The organism is Paenibacillus sp. FSL H7-0703 (assembly GCF_038003485.1).
Taxonomy (GTDB): domain Bacteria; phylum Bacillota; class Bacilli; order Paenibacillales; family Paenibacillaceae; genus Paenibacillus; species Paenibacillus polymyxa_B.
The window spans coordinates 3,234,380-3,254,942 of sequence record NZ_JBBOPF010000001.1; the positions used below are offsets into that span (position 1 = coordinate 3,234,380).

The 20,563-nt window shown below is 47.0% G+C and carries 13 protein-coding genes and 3 rRNA genes; 5 read left to right on the plus strand and 11 right to left on the minus strand.

Translation table 11 applies throughout. The annotated features are described in order from the left end of the window. Positions 1-30: 30 nt before the first annotated feature. The 5 genes from rrf to gyrA all read right to left on the minus strand — a co-directional run bounded on the left by rrf (position 31) and on the right by gyrA (position 9,250). Positions 31-147 (minus strand): 5S ribosomal RNA (gene rrf, locus MHB46_RS14210). Between the two features lie 145 nt (positions 148-292). Further along, positions 293-3,221: ribosomal RNA gene (locus tag MHB46_RS14215) — 23S ribosomal RNA — on the minus strand. A gap of 286 nt (positions 3,222-3,507) precedes the next feature. Then, positions 3,508-5,063 (minus strand): 16S ribosomal RNA (locus MHB46_RS14220). The 16S, 23S and 5S rRNA genes sit together here, the layout of an rRNA operon. A 319-nt stretch (positions 5,064-5,382) precedes the next feature. Beyond that, positions 5,383-6,471, minus strand: coding sequence for an HD-GYP domain-containing protein (locus tag MHB46_RS14225; protein ID WP_341163744.1), 1,089 nt, complete (start codon positions 6,469-6,471; stop codon positions 5,383-5,385). 214 nt (positions 6,472-6,685) lie between these two features. Next, positions 6,686-9,250 carry a DNA gyrase subunit A gene (gyrA, locus tag MHB46_RS14230; protein WP_165178328.1) on the minus strand — a complete coding sequence of 855 codons (2,565 nt, stop codon included), beginning with the start codon at positions 9,248-9,250 and terminating at the stop codon, positions 6,686-6,688. 465 nt (positions 9,251-9,715) lie between these two features. Here gyrA and MHB46_RS14235 point away from each other — a divergent pair, with 465 nt between their 5' ends. Continuing rightward, positions 9,716-10,543, plus strand: a complete 828-nt coding sequence (locus MHB46_RS14235; RefSeq protein ID WP_165178327.1) for a YheC/YheD family protein — start codon at positions 9,716-9,718, stop codon at positions 10,541-10,543. A 141-nt stretch (positions 10,544-10,684) separates the two neighbouring features. Here MHB46_RS14235 and gyrB read toward each other — a convergent pair whose 3' ends face one another. The 6 genes from gyrB to dnaA form a co-directional block, all read right to left on the minus strand. After that, positions 10,685-12,595, minus strand: a complete 1,911-nt coding sequence (gene gyrB, locus MHB46_RS14240; RefSeq protein ID WP_061830445.1) for a DNA topoisomerase (ATP-hydrolyzing) subunit B — start codon at positions 12,593-12,595, stop codon at positions 10,685-10,687. A gap of 30 nt (positions 12,596-12,625) precedes the next feature. Next, on the minus strand, positions 12,626-12,877 hold the full coding sequence (remB, locus tag MHB46_RS14245) for an extracellular matrix regulator RemB (RefSeq protein ID WP_007433255.1): 252 nt from the start codon (positions 12,875-12,877) through the stop codon (positions 12,626-12,628). A 16-nt stretch (positions 12,878-12,893) separates the two neighbouring features. Beyond that, a complete protein-coding gene (gene recF / locus MHB46_RS14250; RefSeq protein ID WP_013308098.1) occupies positions 12,894-14,009 on the minus strand; it encodes a DNA replication/repair protein RecF in 1,116 nt (371 codons plus the stop codon). A gap of 54 nt (positions 14,010-14,063) precedes the next feature. Beyond that, positions 14,064-14,282: a S4 domain-containing protein YaaA gene (gene yaaA, locus MHB46_RS14255; protein ID WP_023986416.1), complete on the minus strand. Its 219-nt coding sequence runs from the start codon at positions 14,280-14,282 to the stop codon at positions 14,064-14,066. Positions 14,283-14,329: 47 nt separating this feature from the next. Next, entirely contained in the window at positions 14,330-15,472 is a 1,143-nt protein-coding gene (dnaN, locus tag MHB46_RS14260) for a DNA polymerase III subunit beta (protein WP_029518977.1), read from the minus strand. A 186-nt stretch (positions 15,473-15,658) separates the two neighbouring features. After that, the gene (dnaA, locus tag MHB46_RS14265) at positions 15,659-17,005 is read right to left on the minus strand and encodes a chromosomal replication initiator protein DnaA (RefSeq protein WP_103049703.1); all 1,347 of its coding nucleotides are present in this window, start codon (positions 17,003-17,005) and stop codon (positions 15,659-15,661) included. 1,072 nt (positions 17,006-18,077) lie between these two features. On the opposite strand from dnaA, the gene rpmH reads away from it, so the two are divergent. The 4 genes from rpmH to jag all read left to right on the plus strand — a co-directional run bounded on the left by rpmH (position 18,078) and on the right by jag (position 20,522). Continuing rightward, positions 18,078-18,212, plus strand: a complete 135-nt coding sequence (gene rpmH / locus MHB46_RS14270; protein WP_007433250.1) for a 50S ribosomal protein L34 — start codon at positions 18,078-18,080, stop codon at positions 18,210-18,212. 263 nt (positions 18,213-18,475) lie between these two features. Further along, positions 18,476-18,826, plus strand: coding sequence for a ribonuclease P protein component (rnpA, locus tag MHB46_RS14275; RefSeq protein ID WP_013312817.1), 351 nt, complete (start codon positions 18,476-18,478; stop codon positions 18,824-18,826). A gap of 71 nt (positions 18,827-18,897) precedes the next feature. After that, positions 18,898-19,764, plus strand: a complete 867-nt coding sequence (locus tag MHB46_RS14280) for a YidC/Oxa1 family membrane protein insertase (protein WP_013312816.1) — start codon at positions 18,898-18,900, stop codon at positions 19,762-19,764. After that, positions 19,761-20,522 (plus strand): RNA-binding cell elongation regulator Jag/EloR, encoded by a 762-nt coding sequence (jag, locus tag MHB46_RS14285; RefSeq protein WP_235306829.1) that lies wholly within the window; start codon positions 19,761-19,763, stop codon positions 20,520-20,522. The genes MHB46_RS14280 and jag overlap by 4 nt, the downstream gene beginning before the upstream one ends. Positions 20,523-20,563: the final 41 nt, after the last annotated feature.

Consider the following 20,563-nt stretch of genomic DNA (forward strand, 5'->3'; position numbering starts at 1 on the left):
TCAACGAGATCATGGTTCTTTTTACTTGTTGCTTGGCGACGTCCTACTCTCCCAGGACCCTGCGGTCCAAGTACCATCGGCGCTGGAGGGCTTAACGGTCGTGTTCGGGATGGGTACGTGTGGAACCCCTCCGCTATCGCCACCAAACATGAATTTACATCGTAAATTCTTTTTCAGGAATCAGCATCGTCAAATGCTGTGTGTTCGCTTGTTTTATATAAGTCACTTGAGCTTATACAATACAAAACTTACACCCTGAAAACTGGATCCGAAACTCATTGCGTTTTATTTTTAGGATAAGCCCTCGACCGATTAGTATTGGTCAGCTCCATGCATTACTGCACTTCCACCCCCAACCTATCTACCTCGTCGTCTTCAAGGGGTCTTACTAATTGGGAAATCTCATCTTGAGGGGGGCTTCACGCTTAGATGCTTTCAGCGCTTATCCCTTCCGTACATAGCTACCCAGCGGTGCTCCTGGCGGAACAACTGGTACACCAGCGGTACGTCCATCCCGGTCCTCTCGTACTAAGGACAGCTCCTCTCAAATTTCCTACGCCCACGACAGATAGGGACCGAACTGTCTCACGACGTTCTGAACCCAGCTCGCGTACCGCTTTAATGGGCGAACAGCCCAACCCTTGGGACCTACTTCAGCCCCAGGATGCGATGAGCCGACATCGAGGTGCCAAACCTCCCCGTCGATGTGGACTCTTGGGGGAGATAAGCCTGTTATCCCCAGGGTAGCTTTTATCCGTTGAGCGATGGCCCTTCCATGCGGTACCACCGGATCACTAAGCCCGACTTTCGTCCCTGCTCGACTTGTAGGTCTCGCAGTCAAGCTCCCTTCTGCCTTTGCACTCTTCGAATGATTTCCAACCATTCTGAGGGAACCTTGGGGCGCCTCCGTTACTCTTTAGGAGGCGACCGCCCCAGTCAAACTGCCCACCTGACACTGTCCTCGCACCGGATCACGGTACCAAGTTAGAACCTAGATACGATCAGGGTGGTATCCCAAGGATGCCTCCTCTCAAGCTGGCGCTCAAGATTCAACGGCTCCCACCTATCCTGTACAGATCGTACCCAAATTCAATATCAAGCTGCAGTAAAGCTCCATGGGGTCTTTCCGTCTTGTCGCGGGTAACCTGCATCTTCACAGGTATTAAAATTTCACCGGATCTCTCGTTGAGACAGCGCCCAAGTCGTTACGCCATTCGTGCGGGTCAGAATTTACCTGACAAGGAATTTCGCTACCTTAGGACCGTTATAGTTACGGCCGCCGTTTACTGGGGCTTCGGTTCATAGCTTCGCCCCGAAGGGCTTACCACTCCCCTTAACCTTCCAGCACCGGGCAGGCGTCAGCCCGTATACTTCGCCTTGCGGCTTCGCACAGACCTGTGTTTTTGCTAAACAGTCGCTTGGGCCTTTTCACTGCGGCCCCCTCGGGCTATTCACCCTACCGAGGCACCCCTTCTCCCGAAGTTACGGGGTCATTTTGCCGAGTTCCTTAACGAGAGTTCTTCCGCGCGCCTTAGAATTCTCTTCTCGCCTACCTGTGTCGGTTTGCGGTACGGGCACCTTCTCCTGGCTAGAGGCTTTTCTTGGCAGTCTGAGATCATGACCTTCGCTACTACAATTTTCGCTCCCCATCACAGCCCAGCCTTAACGATGTGCGGATTTGCCTACACATCAGCCTCACTGCTTAGACGGACATCCATCAGTCCGCGTCACTACCCTACTGCGTCACCCCATCGCTCATAACGGATTACGGTGGTACAGGAATTTCGACCTGTTGTCCTTCGACTACGCCTATCGGCCTCGCCTTAGGTCCCGACTTACCCTGAGCGGACGAACCTTCCTCAGGAACCCTTAGGCTTTCGGCGGATCTGATTCTCACAGATCTTTTCGTTACTCATACCGGCATTCTCACTTGAATGCAGTCCAGCGCTCCTTACGGTACACCTTCAACCCGCATTCAACGCTCCCCTACCCCTGATGCAAGCATCAAGCCATAGCTTCGGTGGTGTGTTTAGCCCCGTTACATTTTCGGCGCAGAGTCACTCGACCAGTGAGCTATTACGCACTCTTTCAATGGTGGCTGCTTCTAAGCCAACATCCTGGTTGTCTGTGCAACTCCACATCCTTTCCCACTTAACACACACTTGGGGACCTTAGCTGATGGTCTGGGCTGTTTCCCTTTCGACAATGGATCTTAGCACTCACTGTCTGACTCCCGGAACTAAATCTATGGCATTCGGAGTTTGACTGAGCTTGGTAACCCTTGCGGGCCCCGCACCCAATCAGTGCTCTACCTCCACGATTCTTTTTTCCGAGGCTAGCCCTAAAGCTATTTCGGGGAGAACCAGCTATCTCCGGGTTCGATTGGAATTTCTCCGCTACCCCCACCTCATCCCCGCATTTTTCAACATGCGTGGGTTCGGGCCTCCAGTGCGTGTTACCGCACCTTCACCCTGGACAGGGGTAGATCACCCGGTTTCGGGTCTACGTCCACGTACTCAAGTCGCCCTATTCAGACTCGCTTTCGCTGCGGCTTCAGCTCTTCACCTTAACCTTGCACGGGAACGTAACTCGCCGGTTCATTCTACAAAAGGCACGCCATCACCCATAGATCGGGCTCTGACTTCTTGTAAGCACACGGTTTCAGGATCTATTTCACTCCCCTTCCGGGGTGCTTTTCACCTTTCCCTCACGGTACTGCTTCACTATCGGTCGCCAGGGAGTATTTAGCCTTGGCAGATGGTCCTGCCGGATTCATACGGGGTTTCACGTGCCCCGCACTACTCGGGATCCGTCTCGGAGGGAACAAGTTTTGAACTACAGGGCTTTTACCTTCTCTGGCGGGCCTTTCCAGGCCTCTTCATCTAACCGGTTCCTTTGTAACTCCATGTGAGACGTCCCACAACCCCAAGGAGCAAGCTCCTTGGTTTGGGCTAATCCGCGTTCGCTCGCCGCTACTGACGGAATCACTATTGTTTTCTCTTCCTCAGGGTACTTAGATGTTTCAGTTCCCCTGGTCTGCCTCTATTCTGCCTATGTATTCAGCAGAAAGTGACTGTCGATGAAGACAGCCGGGTTTCCCCATTCGGACATCCCCGGATCAAAGCTTGCTTACAGCTCCCCGAGGCCTTATCGTTGTTCGCCACGTCCTTCGTCGGCTCCTGGCGCCTAGGCATCCTCCGTGTGCTCTTTGTAGCTTAACCTAGTATTTACATCGTAAATACGATTTGCTTTGAATTTCGGTTCAACACTTACGTGTGAATGAAATTCAAGGCAGCTACCTTTATTTCACTTGTTTACACAAGATCAGCTTAAAGGAATATTCTAAAACGCAATTTCGTTTCGGTATCCAGTTTTCAAGGTGCAAAGCTGTAAAAAAACCAGCCTTTTTGAGAGTTTGAGCTCTCAAAACTGAGCAACGAGTGAGTAGTTTTTGAAGCATACGCTTCATATTTGAATGTTTCCGTTGCAGGAAACGATTCTCCATAGAAAGGAGGTGATCCAGCCGCACCTTCCGATACGGCTACCTTGTTACGACTTCACCCCAATCATCTACCCCACCTTCGGCGGCTGGCTCCCTTGCGGGTTACCCCACCGACTTCGGGTGTTGTAAACTCTCGTGGTGTGACGGGCGGTGTGTACAAGACCCGGGAACGTATTCACCGCGGCATGCTGATCCGCGATTACTAGCAATTCCGACTTCATGTAGGCGAGTTGCAGCCTACAATCCGAACTGAGACCGGCTTTTCTAGGATTGGCTCCACCTCGCGATTTCGCTTCCCGTTGTACCGGCCATTGTAGTACGTGTGTAGCCCAGGTCATAAGGGGCATGATGATTTGACGTCATCCCCACCTTCCTCCGGTTTGTCACCGGCAGTCTGCTTAGAGTGCCCAGCTTGACCTGCTGGCAACTAAGCATAAGGGTTGCGCTCGTTGCGGGACTTAACCCAACATCTCACGACACGAGCTGACGACAACCATGCACCACCTGTCTCCTCTGTCCCGAAGGAAAGGTCTATCTCTAGACCGGTCAGAGGGATGTCAAGACCTGGTAAGGTTCTTCGCGTTGCTTCGAATTAAACCACATACTCCACTGCTTGTGCGGGTCCCCGTCAATTCCTTTGAGTTTCAGTCTTGCGACCGTACTCCCCAGGCGGAATGCTTAATGTGTTAACTTCGGCACCAAGGGTATCGAAACCCCTAACACCTAGCATTCATCGTTTACGGCGTGGACTACCAGGGTATCTAATCCTGTTTGCTCCCCACGCTTTCGCGCCTCAGCGTCAGTTACAGCCCAGAGAGTCGCCTTCGCCACTGGTGTTCCTCCACATCTCTACGCATTTCACCGCTACACGTGGAATTCCACTCTCCTCTTCTGCACTCAAGCTCCCCAGTTTCCAGTGCGACCCGAAGTTGAGCCTCGGGATTAAACACCAGACTTAAAGAGCCGCCTGCGCGCGCTTTACGCCCAATAATTCCGGACAACGCTTGCCCCCTACGTATTACCGCGGCTGCTGGCACGTAGTTAGCCGGGGCTTTCTTCTCAGGTACCGTCACTCTTGTAGCAGTTACTCTACAAGACGTTCTTCCCTGGCAACAGAGCTTTACGATCCGAAAACCTTCATCACTCACGCGGCGTTGCTCCGTCAGGCTTTCGCCCATTGCGGAAGATTCCCTACTGCTGCCTCCCGTAGGAGTCTGGGCCGTGTCTCAGTCCCAGTGTGGCCGATCACCCTCTCAGGTCGGCTACGCATCGTCGCCTTGGTAGGCCTTTACCCCACCAACTAGCTAATGCGCCGCAGGCCCATCCACAAGTGACAGATTGCTCCGTCTTTCCTCCTTCTCCCATGCAGGAAAAGGATATATCGGGTATTAGCTACCGTTTCCGGTAGTTATCCCTGTCTTGTGGGCAGGTTGCCTACGTGTTACTCACCCGTCCGCCGCTAGGTTGTGTAGAAGCAAGCTTCTAAACAACCCCGCTCGACTTGCATGTATTAGGCACGCCGCCAGCGTTCGTCCTGAGCCAGGATCAAACTCTCCATTAAAGACCAACCGAAGTTGGTTTATAGAAAGAGCGATAAGCTCATTTTGAAACTGACGAGATAAAAATATCTCTTGTTTGATTTTGCGAACAAAATCGTTTTACTCACTCGTTGTTCAGTTTTCAAAGATCAAACATTCATTGTCCGCCTCGGCGTTTCTTTCAACCCCTCAGCAACTTTTATAGTGTATCATATTTCCTAGATTTATGTCAACACTTTTTTAAAAAAGTGTTTTTCACTCTTTTTGATAACACTTGAAGCGACAAGAAATAATATATCATACTTTCTTTATATTGTGCAACTGTTTTTTAAAAATACTTAGTTAAGTAACAATACACTCGATATAAAGCTCTCTTTGCAGCATTAAGTTAATGATTTCCCCATCTACTTGAATCAACGGACGAGTCGGATGATCTCGATCAGCAAATATAATTTCCCCTGTACGGTTATCATTGAGGCGCACCTTGGTTCCATTATTGAATTGGGTTAACTTATGAATAAAAACTTGTACGACACTTGGGTCCAGCTTTCCAAATGATTCTGACTTGATTTGCTCTAGAACCAGATACGGTGATTGGGCAGGCCGGTATGTTTTCTCTAGAGTCATAGCATGGAATACATCAGCCACTCCAACGATTTTAGCGTAGATGTGGATTTGTTCCCCTTTAAGACGCAGTGGATATCCAGTACCGTCCACTTTCTCATGATGCTGAAGAGCTGCCAAACGCACACCTTCGTTAATAGCTTTCACATTTTTAAGCAGCTGGTATCCTAGTGATGTATGACTACGTATTTCTTCTTGCTCTTCCCACGTTAGTTTGGAGGGCTTGTACAGAATGGCCGGGTCCATTTTAGCGTTCCCTATGTCATGAAGCAACCCAGCAAAAGCCACCTGCATCCAATCCTTTTGAGGTAATCCGATCCATTGTGCAATGGAGTAGGAAGTAAGGGAGGTTAGCACGGCGTTGTGAAAAATATAGTCCACTTCGATCATGGCGGGCGGAGTATAGGTCATTACATTATAGCGCTGAATGTGCACCAGTAAGGACTCCAATTGTCCTCGCAGTTCATATATAGATAAATTAGAGACGAGTACCGATTGAAATGCGTTCTTAACAAGCATCACCATTTTGTCATACTCATCCTGGAATTGTTCAGATTCATCTCGCCCATCTAACGAAGGTCCTTGCGTTTCAGATATTCCAGATCGAACAGTCGTAGACTCGCTACTGGATTTTGCAAGATCATCCGTCCCTACCTCAACTTGCTGGATCAGGAACGCCTGTAAAATCTCCAAGTCACGCGGTAGTAGAATGCGCCCTTTCGGTAGCAGCAAGCTGCCCATTTCTGTAAATACATCGCTTTGCAATCTAAGTCCTGCTTTTAATTCGGATACGGGTACAGTTGTCATGGTCAACCTCTCTGTTCTCACAACAGCTGCTCCAGCTGCCAGTTATGATGTCATTATATTACTTGGAAATGATCCTGTACATTCATTTTATGCCATTTAAAGCATACTTGTCTGAATTGGTTAGCCAGAAAAAAAAAAGACTCCCTGACCAAATAGTCAGAGAGTCTCCTCCATCTAAAATTTAATAACTATTGTTGTTTTCATATTCAGGCTATTATTCACCCTCAGAAGATTCTGGGTCGTTACCTTCCGTATCTTCTGTATTCGTTTCGAGAGTTGGTTCAACAGATGATAGAGATGAGCCCTCTCCAGCTTCCCCATCCTCTAATAATTCTTCAAGCAGTTCATCCTGCTCCTCATTCTTGTTCGCTCGACAAACAGTTGCAACCGAATCATCATCGCGAATATTAATCAGCCTTACCCCTTGTGTATTCCGACCCATCGTGGAGATTTCCCCCATGCTAGTCCGAATCAAGGTGCCACTAGCTGTAATGATCATCAGATCCTCTTCGGTTTTTACAACCTTGAGACCGACAACCGGACCATTTTTATCCGTAACATTAATCGTCTTGATCCCCTTACCTCCACGGCTTTGGATACGATAATCCACAACAGGGGTACGCTTGCCATAACCTTTGGCCGTTACAATCAGGATATCCAGGCTGGTATCTACGATGTCCATACCAATTACAGCATCACTCTCATCAAGGTTGATCCCTTTAACCCCTGTAGCGCTACGGCCCATAGACCGTACATCACTTTCAGGGAAACGGATAGACATGCCTTGCGCTGTACCAATAATCATTTCCTGCTGTCCGTCCGTCAGCTTCACTTCGATCAGGGCGTCATCTTCACGCAAGTTAATGGCAATCAAGCCACCTTTGCGGATATTTGCATAGTCGTCAAGTGGTGTCTTTTTAATGATTCCATGCTGGGTTGCAAAGAATAGATAGCTATCCTCCACAAATTCCTCGATTGGAATTACCGCATTAATCGACTCACCCTGTTCAATCTGAATCAGGTTAATAATCGGTGTCCCCCGGGCTGTCCGGCTAAGGTCAGGAATCTCATAGGCCTTAATCCGATATACCTTGCCCTTGTCGGTAAAGAATAACAAATGATGATGTGAATTCGTTATGAACAGATGCTCTACGAAATCCTCATCTTTGGTATCCATACCTACTACACCACGACCACCGCGTTTTTGACTGCGATAGGTAGTAACAGGAAGGCGTTTGATATATCCTGTATGGGTTACAGTAATAATAACATCTTCACGCGGAATGAGGTCCTCATCCAGAATACTCTCTTCACCCACTGTAATTTCAGTGCGACGGTCATCAGCGAAACGTTCCTTAAGCTCATTCAGCTCTTCACTAATGATGTTGAGTACCAGATGCTCATTCGCCAAAATCTCACGGTATTCCGCAATCTTTTGTATTAGCTCGTTATATTCGTTCTCGATCTTCTCACGTTCCAAACCAGTTAAGCGCTGCAGACGCATATCTAGAATAGCCTGAGACTGCTCAAGAGTGAGCGAGAAACGCTCAATCAGTCCTTCACGAGCTGCTTCTGCAGTTTGGGAAGAACGAATCAAGGCAATAACTTCGTCCAGATGGTCAAGAGCAATGCGCAAGCCTTCCAGAATGTGTGCTCTAGCTTCGGCTTTTTTCAGGTCGAATTCTGTCCGGCGACGAATAACTTCGACCTGATGTTTGAGATAATGATACAAGACATCCTTCAGGTTCAAAATCTTCGGTTCGTTGTTTACAATGGCAAGCATATTAATACCAAAATTCGACTGCATGGCCGTATGTTTAAACAAATTATTCAGAACGACATTCGGGTTCACGTCTCTACGCAACTCGATAACGACACGCATACCCGTACGGTCCGATTCATCCCGAAGATCCGTAATGCCTTCAATACGTTTGTCACGTACTAATTCGGCAATTTTCTCGACCAGACGAGCCTTATTCACTTGGTAAGGCAGCTCATGCACGATAATTCGTGCTTTATTGCCAATCTCTTCTATGGTGGTCTTCGCACGCATGGTCACAGATCCGCGGCCAGTCTGGTACGCCTGACGAATACCAGAGCGTCCTAAAATATAACCTGCTGTCGGGAAATCGGGCCCTTGAATATAATCCATAAGTTCCATCGGCGTAATGTCAGGGTTTTCGATCAGTGCTTGTACACCATCGATAACCTCTCCCAAGTTATGCGGAGGAATATTGGTAGCCATCCCGACTGCAATTCCGCCGACGCCATTCACCAGCAAGTTAGGATAACGTGCAGGTAATACGACGGGCTCGCTCTCTTCACCATCGTAGTTCGGCATAAAATCAACGGTCTCTTTGTTCAAATCACGTAGCATTTCCATGGCAATCTTGGACAACCGTGCTTCGGTGTAACGCATCGCAGCCGCCATATCTCCATCCACGGAGCCAAAGTTACCGTGTCCATCCACCAACATATAACGCAAGGAAAAATCCTGCGCCATCCGCACCATCGTATCATATACAGCCGTATCACCATGAGGGTGATATTTACCGATAACTTCGCCGACGATTCTTGCCGATTTTTTGTAAGGCTTATCTGGCGACATGCCTAGCTCGGACATCGCATACAGAATACGACGGTGTACCGGCTTCAGTCCGTCCCGCACATCAGGCAAGGCACGGCTAACAATAATACTCATGGCATAATCCATAAAGGATTCGCGCATTTCCACTCCGATATCCCTATTGATGATTTGCGAGTTATTTTGATCCGCCATGCTGGTCCTCCTTCTTATCCTTCAATACAATGCTCTCTATGTGAAAAGCCTAACAAGATACTGCCTATACACTCCGCTCTCTGCGCAGGATTTTGGCTGAAATCCTCATCTGTGTAATTATATTACTTTCACAAAAAGAGCACAATTAAACGCATCTGTCCTCTTTACAGCGTAAATCCCTCGTCATTCTCTTTCTGCGTGTAGCAGATTGCTATCTCTTGTACAACTCACAAGCCCTGATTATAACAAATTCCCCAGAGCTGGGGATTAGCCCCCACCCTAAGGGCCTTTTCCACATACAATACGTATACGGTCAGGGTTCACTTAGCAAAATTCCGAAAAACGCCGTATTTCTCTATTATATCATTGTTTTACGCGCTTGTCCTTTAGTTTCCCTTGTTTTGTCAAAGTGTTGCGGATTCCAAGTACATGACTCATATTTCGAAAAGAAAGGGATGAGATTACTTGTCTATTCAGCGAGTATCCAGTAAGTGGACCAAAACAAATGCCATTCTCCCCAATCCGACATTGGCGGCTTATGTACCAGAAACACGGTTGTACACATTTGATCACTTGAACGAAATGTTGGCCGTGTATGGTACTGTCTATATTAAGCCGGATAACGGTACTTATGGAAAAGGGGTTATGCGGGCAGAGAGGCTGACAGAGCCGCTTCCACCGACAGAAGAAGGAATTATCGAAGAGAGAACTTGGTATGTGCTTCGCTATGAAGTAGATACCTTCACCTTCGAAAGTCTAGAAGATCTGCATAAAGTGGTTTCTTCCCGCATACGAAAACGTCCATATCTGATCCAGCGTGGAATTCCACTTCTTCAGCATGAAGCACGCCCTTTCGATCTGAGGGTATTAACCCAGATGAATTTGAGACACCAATGGGAAACAACGCTTATTGTAGGACGCGTAGCTGCTCCTGACAAAGTCGTCACCAATCATCACAGCGGTGGGACAACGCGCTTTTTCAATGAGCTGGTCGCTCCATACATGGATGTAAAGGAAGCTGTACGACTGGAGCAAAAATTATCAAAAATGGGCGAACGGGTAGCCTGGCAGTTGCAAAAAAGATACCCACGTTTAAGGGAAATTGGATTAGATGTGGGACTGGATCAGCAAAATTATCCGTGGATTCTGGAGGTTAATACGAGACCAGCAATTAAGGTGTTCTCTTCCCTTCCAAACAAAAGCCTCTATCATAAAATATTCAGATATGCAGTAGGCTACGGCCGGTACTCTTCATCCACGGGTAAACCCGTACGCTCTAAGAAAAAAGCCTAAAACAATGAGACTAAATATTCAAATACACCCGGGCTGGTTAATGAGAAGAAAAGGGACGCCCATTTGGGCGCCCCTTGTGAACTCCTACAAAATACTACCTAATGAGCACGTAAAACAGCCACTAGGAAGGAACATCACACATTAAAAATCAAGATTTTTCACGTACTTCGCATGTTCTTGGATAAAGTCACGACGGGGTTCTACATTATCACCCATCAAGGTATTGAACAGTGTATCAGCCAACATCGCGTCACTGACAGTTACCTGAAGCATAGTACGACTCTCAGGGTCCATCGTAGTTTCCCAAAGTTGGGTCGCATTCATCTCACCCAAACCTTTATAGCGCTGTACATTGTATTTCGCGTTTTCTCCAAATTCCCTGATGATCTCATCACGTTCCGCCTCAGAGTTCGCATAACGTACAACTTTGTTACGCTCCACTTTGAATAGTGGTGGCTGAGCAATATAAATATAGCCTGCATCAATGATTTTACGCATGTACCGATAGAAGAACGTTAGCAACAACGTACGAATATGGGCACCATCGACATCCGCATCTGTCATGATAATGACCTTGTGATAACGGGCTTTGGCGATGTCAAAGTCGTCTCCGATCCCTGTACCCATTGCTGTTACCATCGACCGGATTTCATCACTGGACAAAATACGGTCCAAGCGTGCCTTTTCAACATTCAGGATTTTACCGCGAATCGGCAAAATAGCTTGAAAGTGACGATCACGACCCTGCTTGGCCGATCCTCCTGCTGAGTCACCTTCGACGATGTACAGTTCACTAATCGAAGCATCCTTAGAGGAGCAATCCGCCAGTTTGCCTGGGAGCGAACTGATTTCCAGCGCACTTTTACGACGTGTAAGCTCACGCGCTTTACGCGCTGCTTCCCGGGCACGTGCTGCTTGTAAGGATTTATCAACTACCCGGCGGGAAACAGACGGATTTTCCTCTAGGAATTCCTGGAGTTTCTCTGCGAATAGGGATTCGACAATCCCTCGCACCTCACTGTTACCAAGCTTTGTCTTGGTCTGACCCTCAAACTGTGGTTCTGGAATTTTGACGGAGATAATCGCCGTCAATCCTTCACGCACATCGTCACCGGTCAAGTTGGCATTGTTGTCCTTAATCAAGCCATTTTTACGTGCATAATCGTTAATGATCCGGGTTAATGCACTCTTGAAACCTGATTCGTGAGTTCCGCCCTCATGGGTGTTGATGTTGTTGGCAAAAGAATAAATATTCTCGGTATAGCTGTCGTTATATTGCAATGCCACTTCGACTTGAATCATATCACGCGAGCCTTCGACATAAATCGGCTGTTCATGCAGCGCTTCTCTTTTTTGATTCAAAAATTGCACATATTCACTGATTCCGCCCTCGTAGTGAAATGTATCGCTGGCGCCCGTCCGTTCATCAGTCAAGCTGATTGCAATACCTTTGTTCAGGAAAGCCAACTCACGAATCCGCGTCTGGAGCGTATCATAGTCATATACGGTCGTTTCTGTAAAGATTTGATCGTCAGGATAAAAAGTCGTTTGGGTACCCGTCTCGTCTGTGTCACCGATGACTCTGACATCATACTGCGGAGCACCACGATGATATTCCTGCTCATACAGATGTCCGTCCCGTTTAACATGAACGATCATTTTACTGGAGAGGGCATTTACTACGGATACACCAACCCCGTGCAGACCACCGGATACCTTGTACCCTCCGCCTCCAAATTTACCACCTGCGTGAAGCACGGTCATAACGACTTCCAGCGCAGATTTTTTCATTTTGGCGTGTTCACTTACTGGAATACCGCGACCGTTATCTGTAACGGTAATGCTATTGTCTTCGTGAACGACAACTTGAATGCTGTCACAGTAACCCGCCAGCGCTTCGTCAATGCTGTTGTCCACAACTTCCCAGACCAAATGATGGAGACCTTTGGCGCTCGTGGAGCCAATATACATCCCGGGACGTTTCCGAACCGCTTCCAGGCCCTCAAGGACCTGAATCTCGCCCGCATCATAAGACGGTTGATTCATAGACATGCCTTTCACCTACTTCTATAGATTCTATGGTTAAGCATTGGCAACAAACTGGTTTGCCCGCTTTTTGAGTGTTGTTGAGGAGATGGGGGAATAATACACCGTATTCTGAGTCACTACGATGGACTTGGCTTCCTCTTCGCCAATCATCTCGACATGCTTTTGCTGTTGGGCGTGGTTCACGTATTGCTTGGAGATTTTAGAGGATTTTTCAATCGAGATATCGAAAATAGCCACAAGCTCTGAAGAGCGGATGATTTTTTCTCCACCCAGATGAATATACATAGCGGTCACTCACTCCTTAGTGTTCCACATGCCCGTCGTGGACGTGATAAATATTGGCATCCTTGAGTCGTTCTGCGTTCAAAGTCTCAACCCCGGTTGCCGTGATAAAGGTCTGTACCTTGCTTTGGAAAGTCTCGATCAGCTGAGTCTGACGATAGGGGTCCAGCTCGGACAAAACATCATCCAGCAGCAGGACAGGATATTCACCAATTTCTTCATGAATTAACTCTATTTCGGCCAGCTTCAAGGACAGGGCCGTCGTCCGCTGCTGCCCCTGCGAGCCATACGTATGCACTTCTCTGCCGTTAATGGCAAAGGCCAAATCATCACGATGGGGTCCCGCCAAAGTCATGCCACGGCGGATTTCCTGTTCCCTCATTTGGGATAACTTTATCATAAATCGCTCCAATAAGACAGCTTCATCTTCTTCCTCTGGCTCACTGAAGGAGGGAACATAGGTTAATTTTAACTCTTCTGTCCCACCTGCAATCCCTTCATGAATGGCCTGAGCCCACTTTTGTAGCTTTGTTATAAATTGTTTCCGCTTTTTAACAATTTTAACACCATGCTCAACAAGTTGCTCATTCCATACCTCCAGCATCAGCTGTACTGAAGCCATATCCTTACCCCAAGCTTGCTTGAGCAGGTTATTTCGCTGCACCAATACTTTCTGGTATTGCTGCAAATGATACAGATATCCTGGCGCAACCTGTCCAATTTCCATGTCAAGAAACCGGCGGCGAACCCCCGGTGTTCCTTTGACGATTTCGAGATCCTCAGGTGCAAACATGACCACATTTAACGAACCAATAAAATCGCTCAGTTTTCGCTGCTCCAGTCCGTTGATCTTTGCTTTTTTGCCTTGTGTGGATAACGCGAGATCCAGTCTGATTTTCCCGTATTTTTTATCCACATCCGCAGCTAGGTGAGTGGAAGTAGCCCCGAAAGAGATTAACTCTTTATCGCGGGACGTTCGATGACTTTTGGTTAAAGCCAGTACAAAAATCGCCTCTACCAGATTCGTTTTGCCCTGCGCATTTTGTCCGATTAGCAAATTAACGGGACCAAATTCATTCAGCTCCAGCTGTTCATAGTTCCGGTACTGCTGCAAAACAATGTTGTTCACAAACACATAGGGTCCCCCTTGTTACTCCGTACCTAAAAGGAGTCCTTGCCACCCAGGCGATCATGCTCCTGCTGTAACTTCGAAACTTCCGTTGTCCTCTACTTCTACGGTATCACCCGGGTACAGTTTTCTTCCACGACGTTCTTCCGGTTCACCATTCACACGGACTTGTCCCTCTTGCAGCAGGGCTTTAGCCATGCCTCCTGTGGATACACAATCGGCTAATTTTAAAAATTGATCGAGCTTGATGTATTCGGTCTGTATAGATATCTGTTTCAAGGCTTGTTCATCCTTTCGCTTGTCCTCGGGTGGGTTAAAGCTAAACGTCAGTTGGTTGTGCGATATGGCAGGATGATATACAGCGCATTGCTGGAATCTGCCGGTTTTAAAATAATGGGACTCATAATGCCGGTAAAAGCAATCGTCAGCTGCTCGCTGTCAATCACCTTGAGCACGTCGAGCATGTATTTGGAGTTGAACGAAATTTTGAGCGGCTCTCCCTCAAATTTGGACACAGTTACTTCCTCACGCACTTTGCCAAGCTCAGAGGAACTAGAGGAAATTTCCAATCCGCCATTTTCCAGCGACTGCATTTTTACAATATTCGTTTTTTCCTCACGGGACAGCAAATAAGCACGGTCAATTGACTCACTTAAACTTTTTGTATCCACAATCAGTTCTGTTTTGTAGGAGGTCGGAATAATTCTAGAAGTATCAGGATAGGTGCCGTCCAAGATGCGGGAATAAAATAGCACCCGATCTACTTTGAATAATACCTGATTGTCCGCTACTACGATATCCACAAGCATATTTTGGTCTGGAATAATTCTGCTCAGCTCATTCAGCGTTTTGCCCGCAATGACAACATTGCTAAAGCGCAAGCCTTCAGACGTCTCCAAATGAGCGCTGCGGGTGGCAAGGCGGTGGCGGTCCGTTGCCACAAACTTCAGTTCCCCCTCAGCCAGATTCCACAACACGCCGGTTAAAATCGGTGTCGTTTCGTGGGTGGAAATGGAGAACACCGTCTGTTTAATCATATTTTTAAGTAGATCTCCTGGCACAGAGATGACTTGATTTTCTTCAATGTTGGGAAGCACCGGGAATTCTTCAGGGTCCAAGCCAACAATCTGAATTTCAGTTGCACCGGACGAGATAAAGGTTTGGAATTGGTCTTTTACCTCCATACGGATCTCCTGAGACGGCAACTTTTTGATAATTTCGACAAAGAATTTGGCTGGCAGTACAACACTACCGGGTTGTTCGACCTGAACGACAGTTTGGTCACCATCCTCCATCGGAATAAAGGATTGAATGGAGATGTCTGTATCGCTGGCGGTCAGCGTTACTCCCTGGTGATTCACATCCAGCTTGATACCGCTCAGAATTGGAATCGTAGTCCGACTTGATATCGCTTTGGATACATGTTGTATAGCCTCGTTCAAAACGTTTTTCAGAATGCTGATCTTCATAAGTTCCTCCTACGGGTTTTAATCCTTCAAGCACGCGTTGACGCGGGCCTTATTTAGGTGATGTATATCTTTAAAATATATTAGTAATAGTAATAGGCGCACTGAATATGTGGATAAGTCACTGTAACCCTAATAAAATCAAGCCTATCCACATGTGTATAAATTGTGTATAGGCTCTGAACTTGTTCAGGTTGGATTTTTGATTTTTTCTATTAGGTTGTTGATAACTTTAAACAGATCCTGATCCACTTGAATGGATTTGGAGATTTTTTCGTGCGCATGAATGACAGTCGTATGATCACGCCCACCGAAAGCTTCGCCGATTTTCGGCAAAGAATAGTCGGTTAGCTCACGAGACAGGTACATGGCAATTTGTCGTGGAAAAGCTACAGCCTTCGTCCGCTTACGCGCTTTAAAATCTTCCAGCCGTAGATTGTAAAATTCCCCGACTTGATGCTGTATATCCTGAATCGTGATCATTTTTGGACGGCTGGACGGGATAATGTCCTTCAACGCTTCAGCCGCAAGATGACTTGTTACATCCTGATTTGTTAAGGAAGAATAGGCGACAACGCGTATTAGCGCCCCTTCCAGCTCACGGATGTTCGTATCAATTTGATTAGCGATATACATCATGGCCTCATTGGGAATATCCAGGTTTTCCGCACGTGCCTTTTTCCGAAGAATAGCAATTCTCGTCTCCAGATCCGGCGGCTGAATATCCGTAATAAGTCCCCACTCGAAGCGAGAGCGCAGCCGTTCTTCCAGCGTTGGAATTTCTTTAGGCGGCCGATCGCTTGAGATTATAATCTGCTTGCGTTCCTCATGAAGCGCGTTGAACGTGTGAAAAAATTCCTCCTGCGTCGATTCCTTGCCCGCAATGAATTGAATATCATCAATGAGCAAAATATCAATGTTGCGATATTTATTCCGGAAACTTTCCCCGCGATTGTCCCGGATGGCATTAATGAATTCATTCGTAAACTTCTCCGACGATAAATAAACGACCTTGCTGGTCGGATTGTGCTCCAAAATATAGTGCCCGATAGCGTGCATCAGATGCGTTTTTCCCAGCCCCACACCACCGTATAAAAACAGCGGATTGTAAGCTTTGGCCGGCGCCTCGGCGACGGCCAGCGATGCCGCATGGGCAAAACGGTTCCCCGATCCGATGACGAATGTATCGAATGTATACTTGGGATTCAGCATATGGGACACAGCTTCTTCATGAACGACCGGCTGCTGCTGAGGTTGTTGCTGAAGGTCGACCTCGGCGGGTTTGTTCTCTTCAATAACGAACTTGACCTCTAGCTGTTTGCCCAAAATTTCATAAACCGTTGCTCCGACTAGCTTGGTATAGCGGCTTTCAAGCCATTCCACGGCAAAAGTTGTCGGTGCAGAAATCACAATGGAGTGGTCATTTAGTTTCGCTGCCTTGGTAGCCTTAAACCAAGTGTCGTAACTCGGCTTACTCAGCTTGGTTTGTATAATGGATAGAATTTGCTGCCATAGTTCAGAGGTATGGCTGTCCACAGACGTCACTCCTTTTAAATCCTGACATTTTACCGAATTAAGCTGCAGAGAGCTGCTCTCGGCGCTTCGGCAAAACGCCTAAAATCCCAAAAATGTTGTTGAAGGCCATAAAAAGACATACCGCCGCCTAAATCATGCGGCAGTGTGGTGAGAGAACGCAGCACAAAATGACCCTGAAAAATAGCTAATGGAAATTCCGCTGCTGATCAGCAGAAGAGAGGCGATATTTCTCAGGAGGGAATGTGCGGCACGATCCGTTCTCTTGATCCCGCAGGCCAAAACGGGACTGCAATATGTCGAAATCAAATGAAAAATGTAGAATATATCCCCAGAATCCCAAATCCGCACAAAAATAAAAAGATGGATAAATTGAACTTGTTCACAACTTTATCCACAGGGTGTTGATAATATGGAGGGTAAAACAACATATTCACATTCAAAAGTAATATCATCATAGCAAAAGAAGCCTTGTATTTCAATGACTGGTGGTTATTTATCCACAAATTCAATCTGTTGTGTACAATTTTTATTCACAACACAAGATATTGTTTATAATTTGTTCAGTTTTCGACAATAACTCTTTTTTACTCTAAAATGTTATGCACAGGTTATGACCATTTAAATCACAATTCAGTTCTTTTTGTGGATCTGTGTATAACAGCCGTTGCCTTTTGGTTACAGAGGCTTATTTTTCTGTTGAAAATTTCCGGTAACGTTTCCGACATTATTTTTGAACGAACCGGATAACGTCGATTTGAAAATAGGATGGATTCAAGTCACAGAATGAAGGAATGTAAAAAGAGCAGTTTTTGGAGGAGTGAAAACTACCAATAGAATGCTGATGATGGAGGAGAGGCGAAAGAAATTTTATGAAATAAGGCAATAAAAGAGTGAAGTGAGTGAGCGGGGGAAGGGGAGGAGGCTTCCTGATTCGAAAAAGAGGGAGAGGATTCACAAGTACATTGACTTTGGCCGCTATTTGTGGTTAAATGTACAAAGGTGTTTTTTGTGGAGATTGCTACGTTAGGTATATTCCATATAAAACGTATTCCTTGTAAGGAGGTGCAGCACAATGAGACCGACTTTCAGACCGAATGTCAGCAAACGTAAAAAAGTTCACGGCTTCCGTAAAAGAATGAGCACGAAGAATGGCCGTAAAGTTTTGGCAGCTCGTCGCCAAAAAGGTAGAAAAGTATTGAGTGCGTAATGCGTGCATAAAGACCACTACGGTGGTCTTTTTTTTCATAATTGAGGTATTCAGGGATCGGCCCCCTTCTTCTATTGTTGTAAAAATGTAGCGAAAGTAGAGGGAGAAGTCCAGCATCCTGTCCTATATTAGATGAAGCTTTTGAAAACGGATATAAAATAAGCGAGATTACCATGTTGGAATGTTGTCCATACTTCTTACTATATAAAAGGTAAAGGTAAGCTTACCGACATGTGTAAAAGAGATGAGCAAGGAGAAGCGCCGTGCAAAAAAAATTGCGTCTACGAAACCGGGCGGACTTTGGGCGCGTATACCGCCATGGCAAATCTTTTGCCAACCATCAGTTTGTGGTGTACTGGTTCCGCCGCAGAGAGGTAGAGCAGTTCCGCGTCGGAATTTCGGCCAGCAAGAAGATCGGCAATGCAGTAGTTCGCAACCGGATGCGTAGAATCGTTAAGGAAATTGTGCGCCATCATGAGCATGAATTGGTGGAGCAGATTGACCTGATTTTTATCGTTCGTAAAGGTGCGGTTACAATGTCGTATCAAGAGCTGGAGAAAAGCGTGCTGCACGTTCTACGCAAAGCCTCGCTGCTCAAGTCTTCACGCCGATAGTCAGTATCTTTGTCCTACAGGATATGGTATGATTTACGTTGGAATGGATTGGTTAAGAAAGGGGTTATGAAGTGTCGCGTTTGAAGACTCAACGGGGAAAATGGTTCCTCCTGATTGCCTTATTGGCACTTGTTGCTGTGCTGTCCGGATGTGCCCAGACGGCCCACAATTCTTACACGACGGCAGACTTGGCCAATGGATCGTTTTGGCAAAGATATGTCGTTTACTGGTTTTCGTATGCGCTAGATACATTTGCCCAATGGTTCTCTGGAGAGTATGGCCTGGCCGTACTGATTTTGGTGATTATCGTGCGAACCATTATTTTGCCGCTTACACTCAAGCAAGTACGTAGTTCCAAAGCTATGCAGGCCATTCAGCCGCAATTAAAAGAAATCCAAGCGAAGTACAAGGATACGCCTGAAAAAGTCCAGCAAGAGACGATGAAGTTGTTCCAGGAAAATAAAGTCAACCCGATGGCTGGCTGTCTTCCTTTGGTAGTACAGATGCCCATTTTCATCGCGCTTTATAATGCCATTTATTATAACTCGGCATTGCGGGATCATGACTTCTTGTGGCTCCAGTTAGGTAAACCGGATCACTTGTTTATCCTGCCGATTTTGGCAGCGATTACGACATTTGTCCAAACTTGGATGATGATGAAAATGAATCCGACGCCGCAGCAGGGACCGATGCAATTTTTGCTGTATGTCTACCCGGTGCTGATTCTGTTCATGTCGTACAACTTCCCATCCGCTTTGCCGTTGTACTGGTTCTACAGTAATATTTACACGATCATTCAAAACTATTTCCTTTATCGGAATAAGGATAAAGAAGCAGCACTGGCGAATGTGAAAACAGCCAGTCTCGCGAAAACAGGTTCCTCCAATAGTAAGAAAAAAGGTGGTAAAAACACGAAGGGGGCTAAAAAGTCGAGATGACCAAAGTCGTGACATCAGGAAAAACCGTTGAAGATGCTGTAAGACAAGGACTCTCCCAGCTGGGAGTAAGCCGTGAACGGGTAACCGTAAGCGTGTTGGAACAGCCGTCAAAAGGATTCCTGGGGTGGCTCGGGGTCAAGAAGGCGAAGGTGGAGCTTACGCTGCTCTCTGAGCCGTCTCCTGAAACCACACACGCGGCTGAACTTCATGTATCGGCTCAAGCACCTTCTAGCGTGGGACAGGCTTTATCAAAAGAAACTGGGCCTGTTGCACAGGAAGCACAGATGAACATGGAAGCACCCTCGGGACATATAGATGCTTATGAAGAGGCGGTGCGTTTCATCCGTGAAACAGCAGCAGGAATGGGACTGGACGTTAAAGTCGATGTCCGCCACCGCAAGGATGAAAGTACACTGGATATCTCCGGACCGTCGCTCGGTATGTTGATCGGCCGCAGAGGACAGACGTTGGATGCATTGCAGTACCTAACGAATATCGTTGCCAACCGTCATTCTGACAAGTTCATCCGAATTGTGCTGGATGCCGAGCAATTTCGTGCACGTCGGCAAAAAACGCTGGAGGATTTGGCAGATCGGTTGGCGAACCAGGCTATTCGTTATGGCAAGGAAGTGGTACTGGAGCCAATGCCGTCACAGGAGCGGAAGCTGATTCATGCCAAGCTCCAACAGCATGCGCTGGTTAGAACATACAGCAAGGGGGACGAGCCCAATCGGCGCGTCATCATTGCTAAAAAATAATCCGACGCAATGGCTCTCTGCAAGATGCAGAAGCCATTGCT

Coding starts and splice junctions, on each gene's coding strand:
- rpmH (WP_007433250.1), top strand. CDS start 18,078: ATGAGACCGACTTTCAGACCGAATGTCAGCAAACGTAAAAAAGTTCAC.
- jag (WP_235306829.1), top strand. CDS start 19,761: ATGACCAAAGTCGTGACATCAGGAAAAACCGTTGAAGATGCTGTAAGA.
- remB (WP_007433255.1), bottom strand. CDS start 12,877: ATGTATATTCATCTGGGTGGAGAAAAAATCATCCGCTCTTCAGAGCTT.
- gyrB (WP_061830445.1), bottom strand. CDS start 12,595: ATGTCTATGAATCAACCGTCTTATGATGCGGGCGAGATTCAGGTCCTT.
- gyrA (WP_165178328.1), bottom strand. CDS start 9,250: ATGGCGGATCAAAATAACTCGCAAATCATCAATAGGGATATCGGAGTG.
- dnaN (WP_029518977.1), bottom strand. CDS start 15,472: ATGAAGATCAGCATTCTGAAAAACGTTTTGAACGAGGCTATACAACAT.
- MHB46_RS14225 (WP_341163744.1), bottom strand. CDS start 6,471: ATGACAACTGTACCCGTATCCGAATTAAAAGCAGGACTTAGATTGCAA.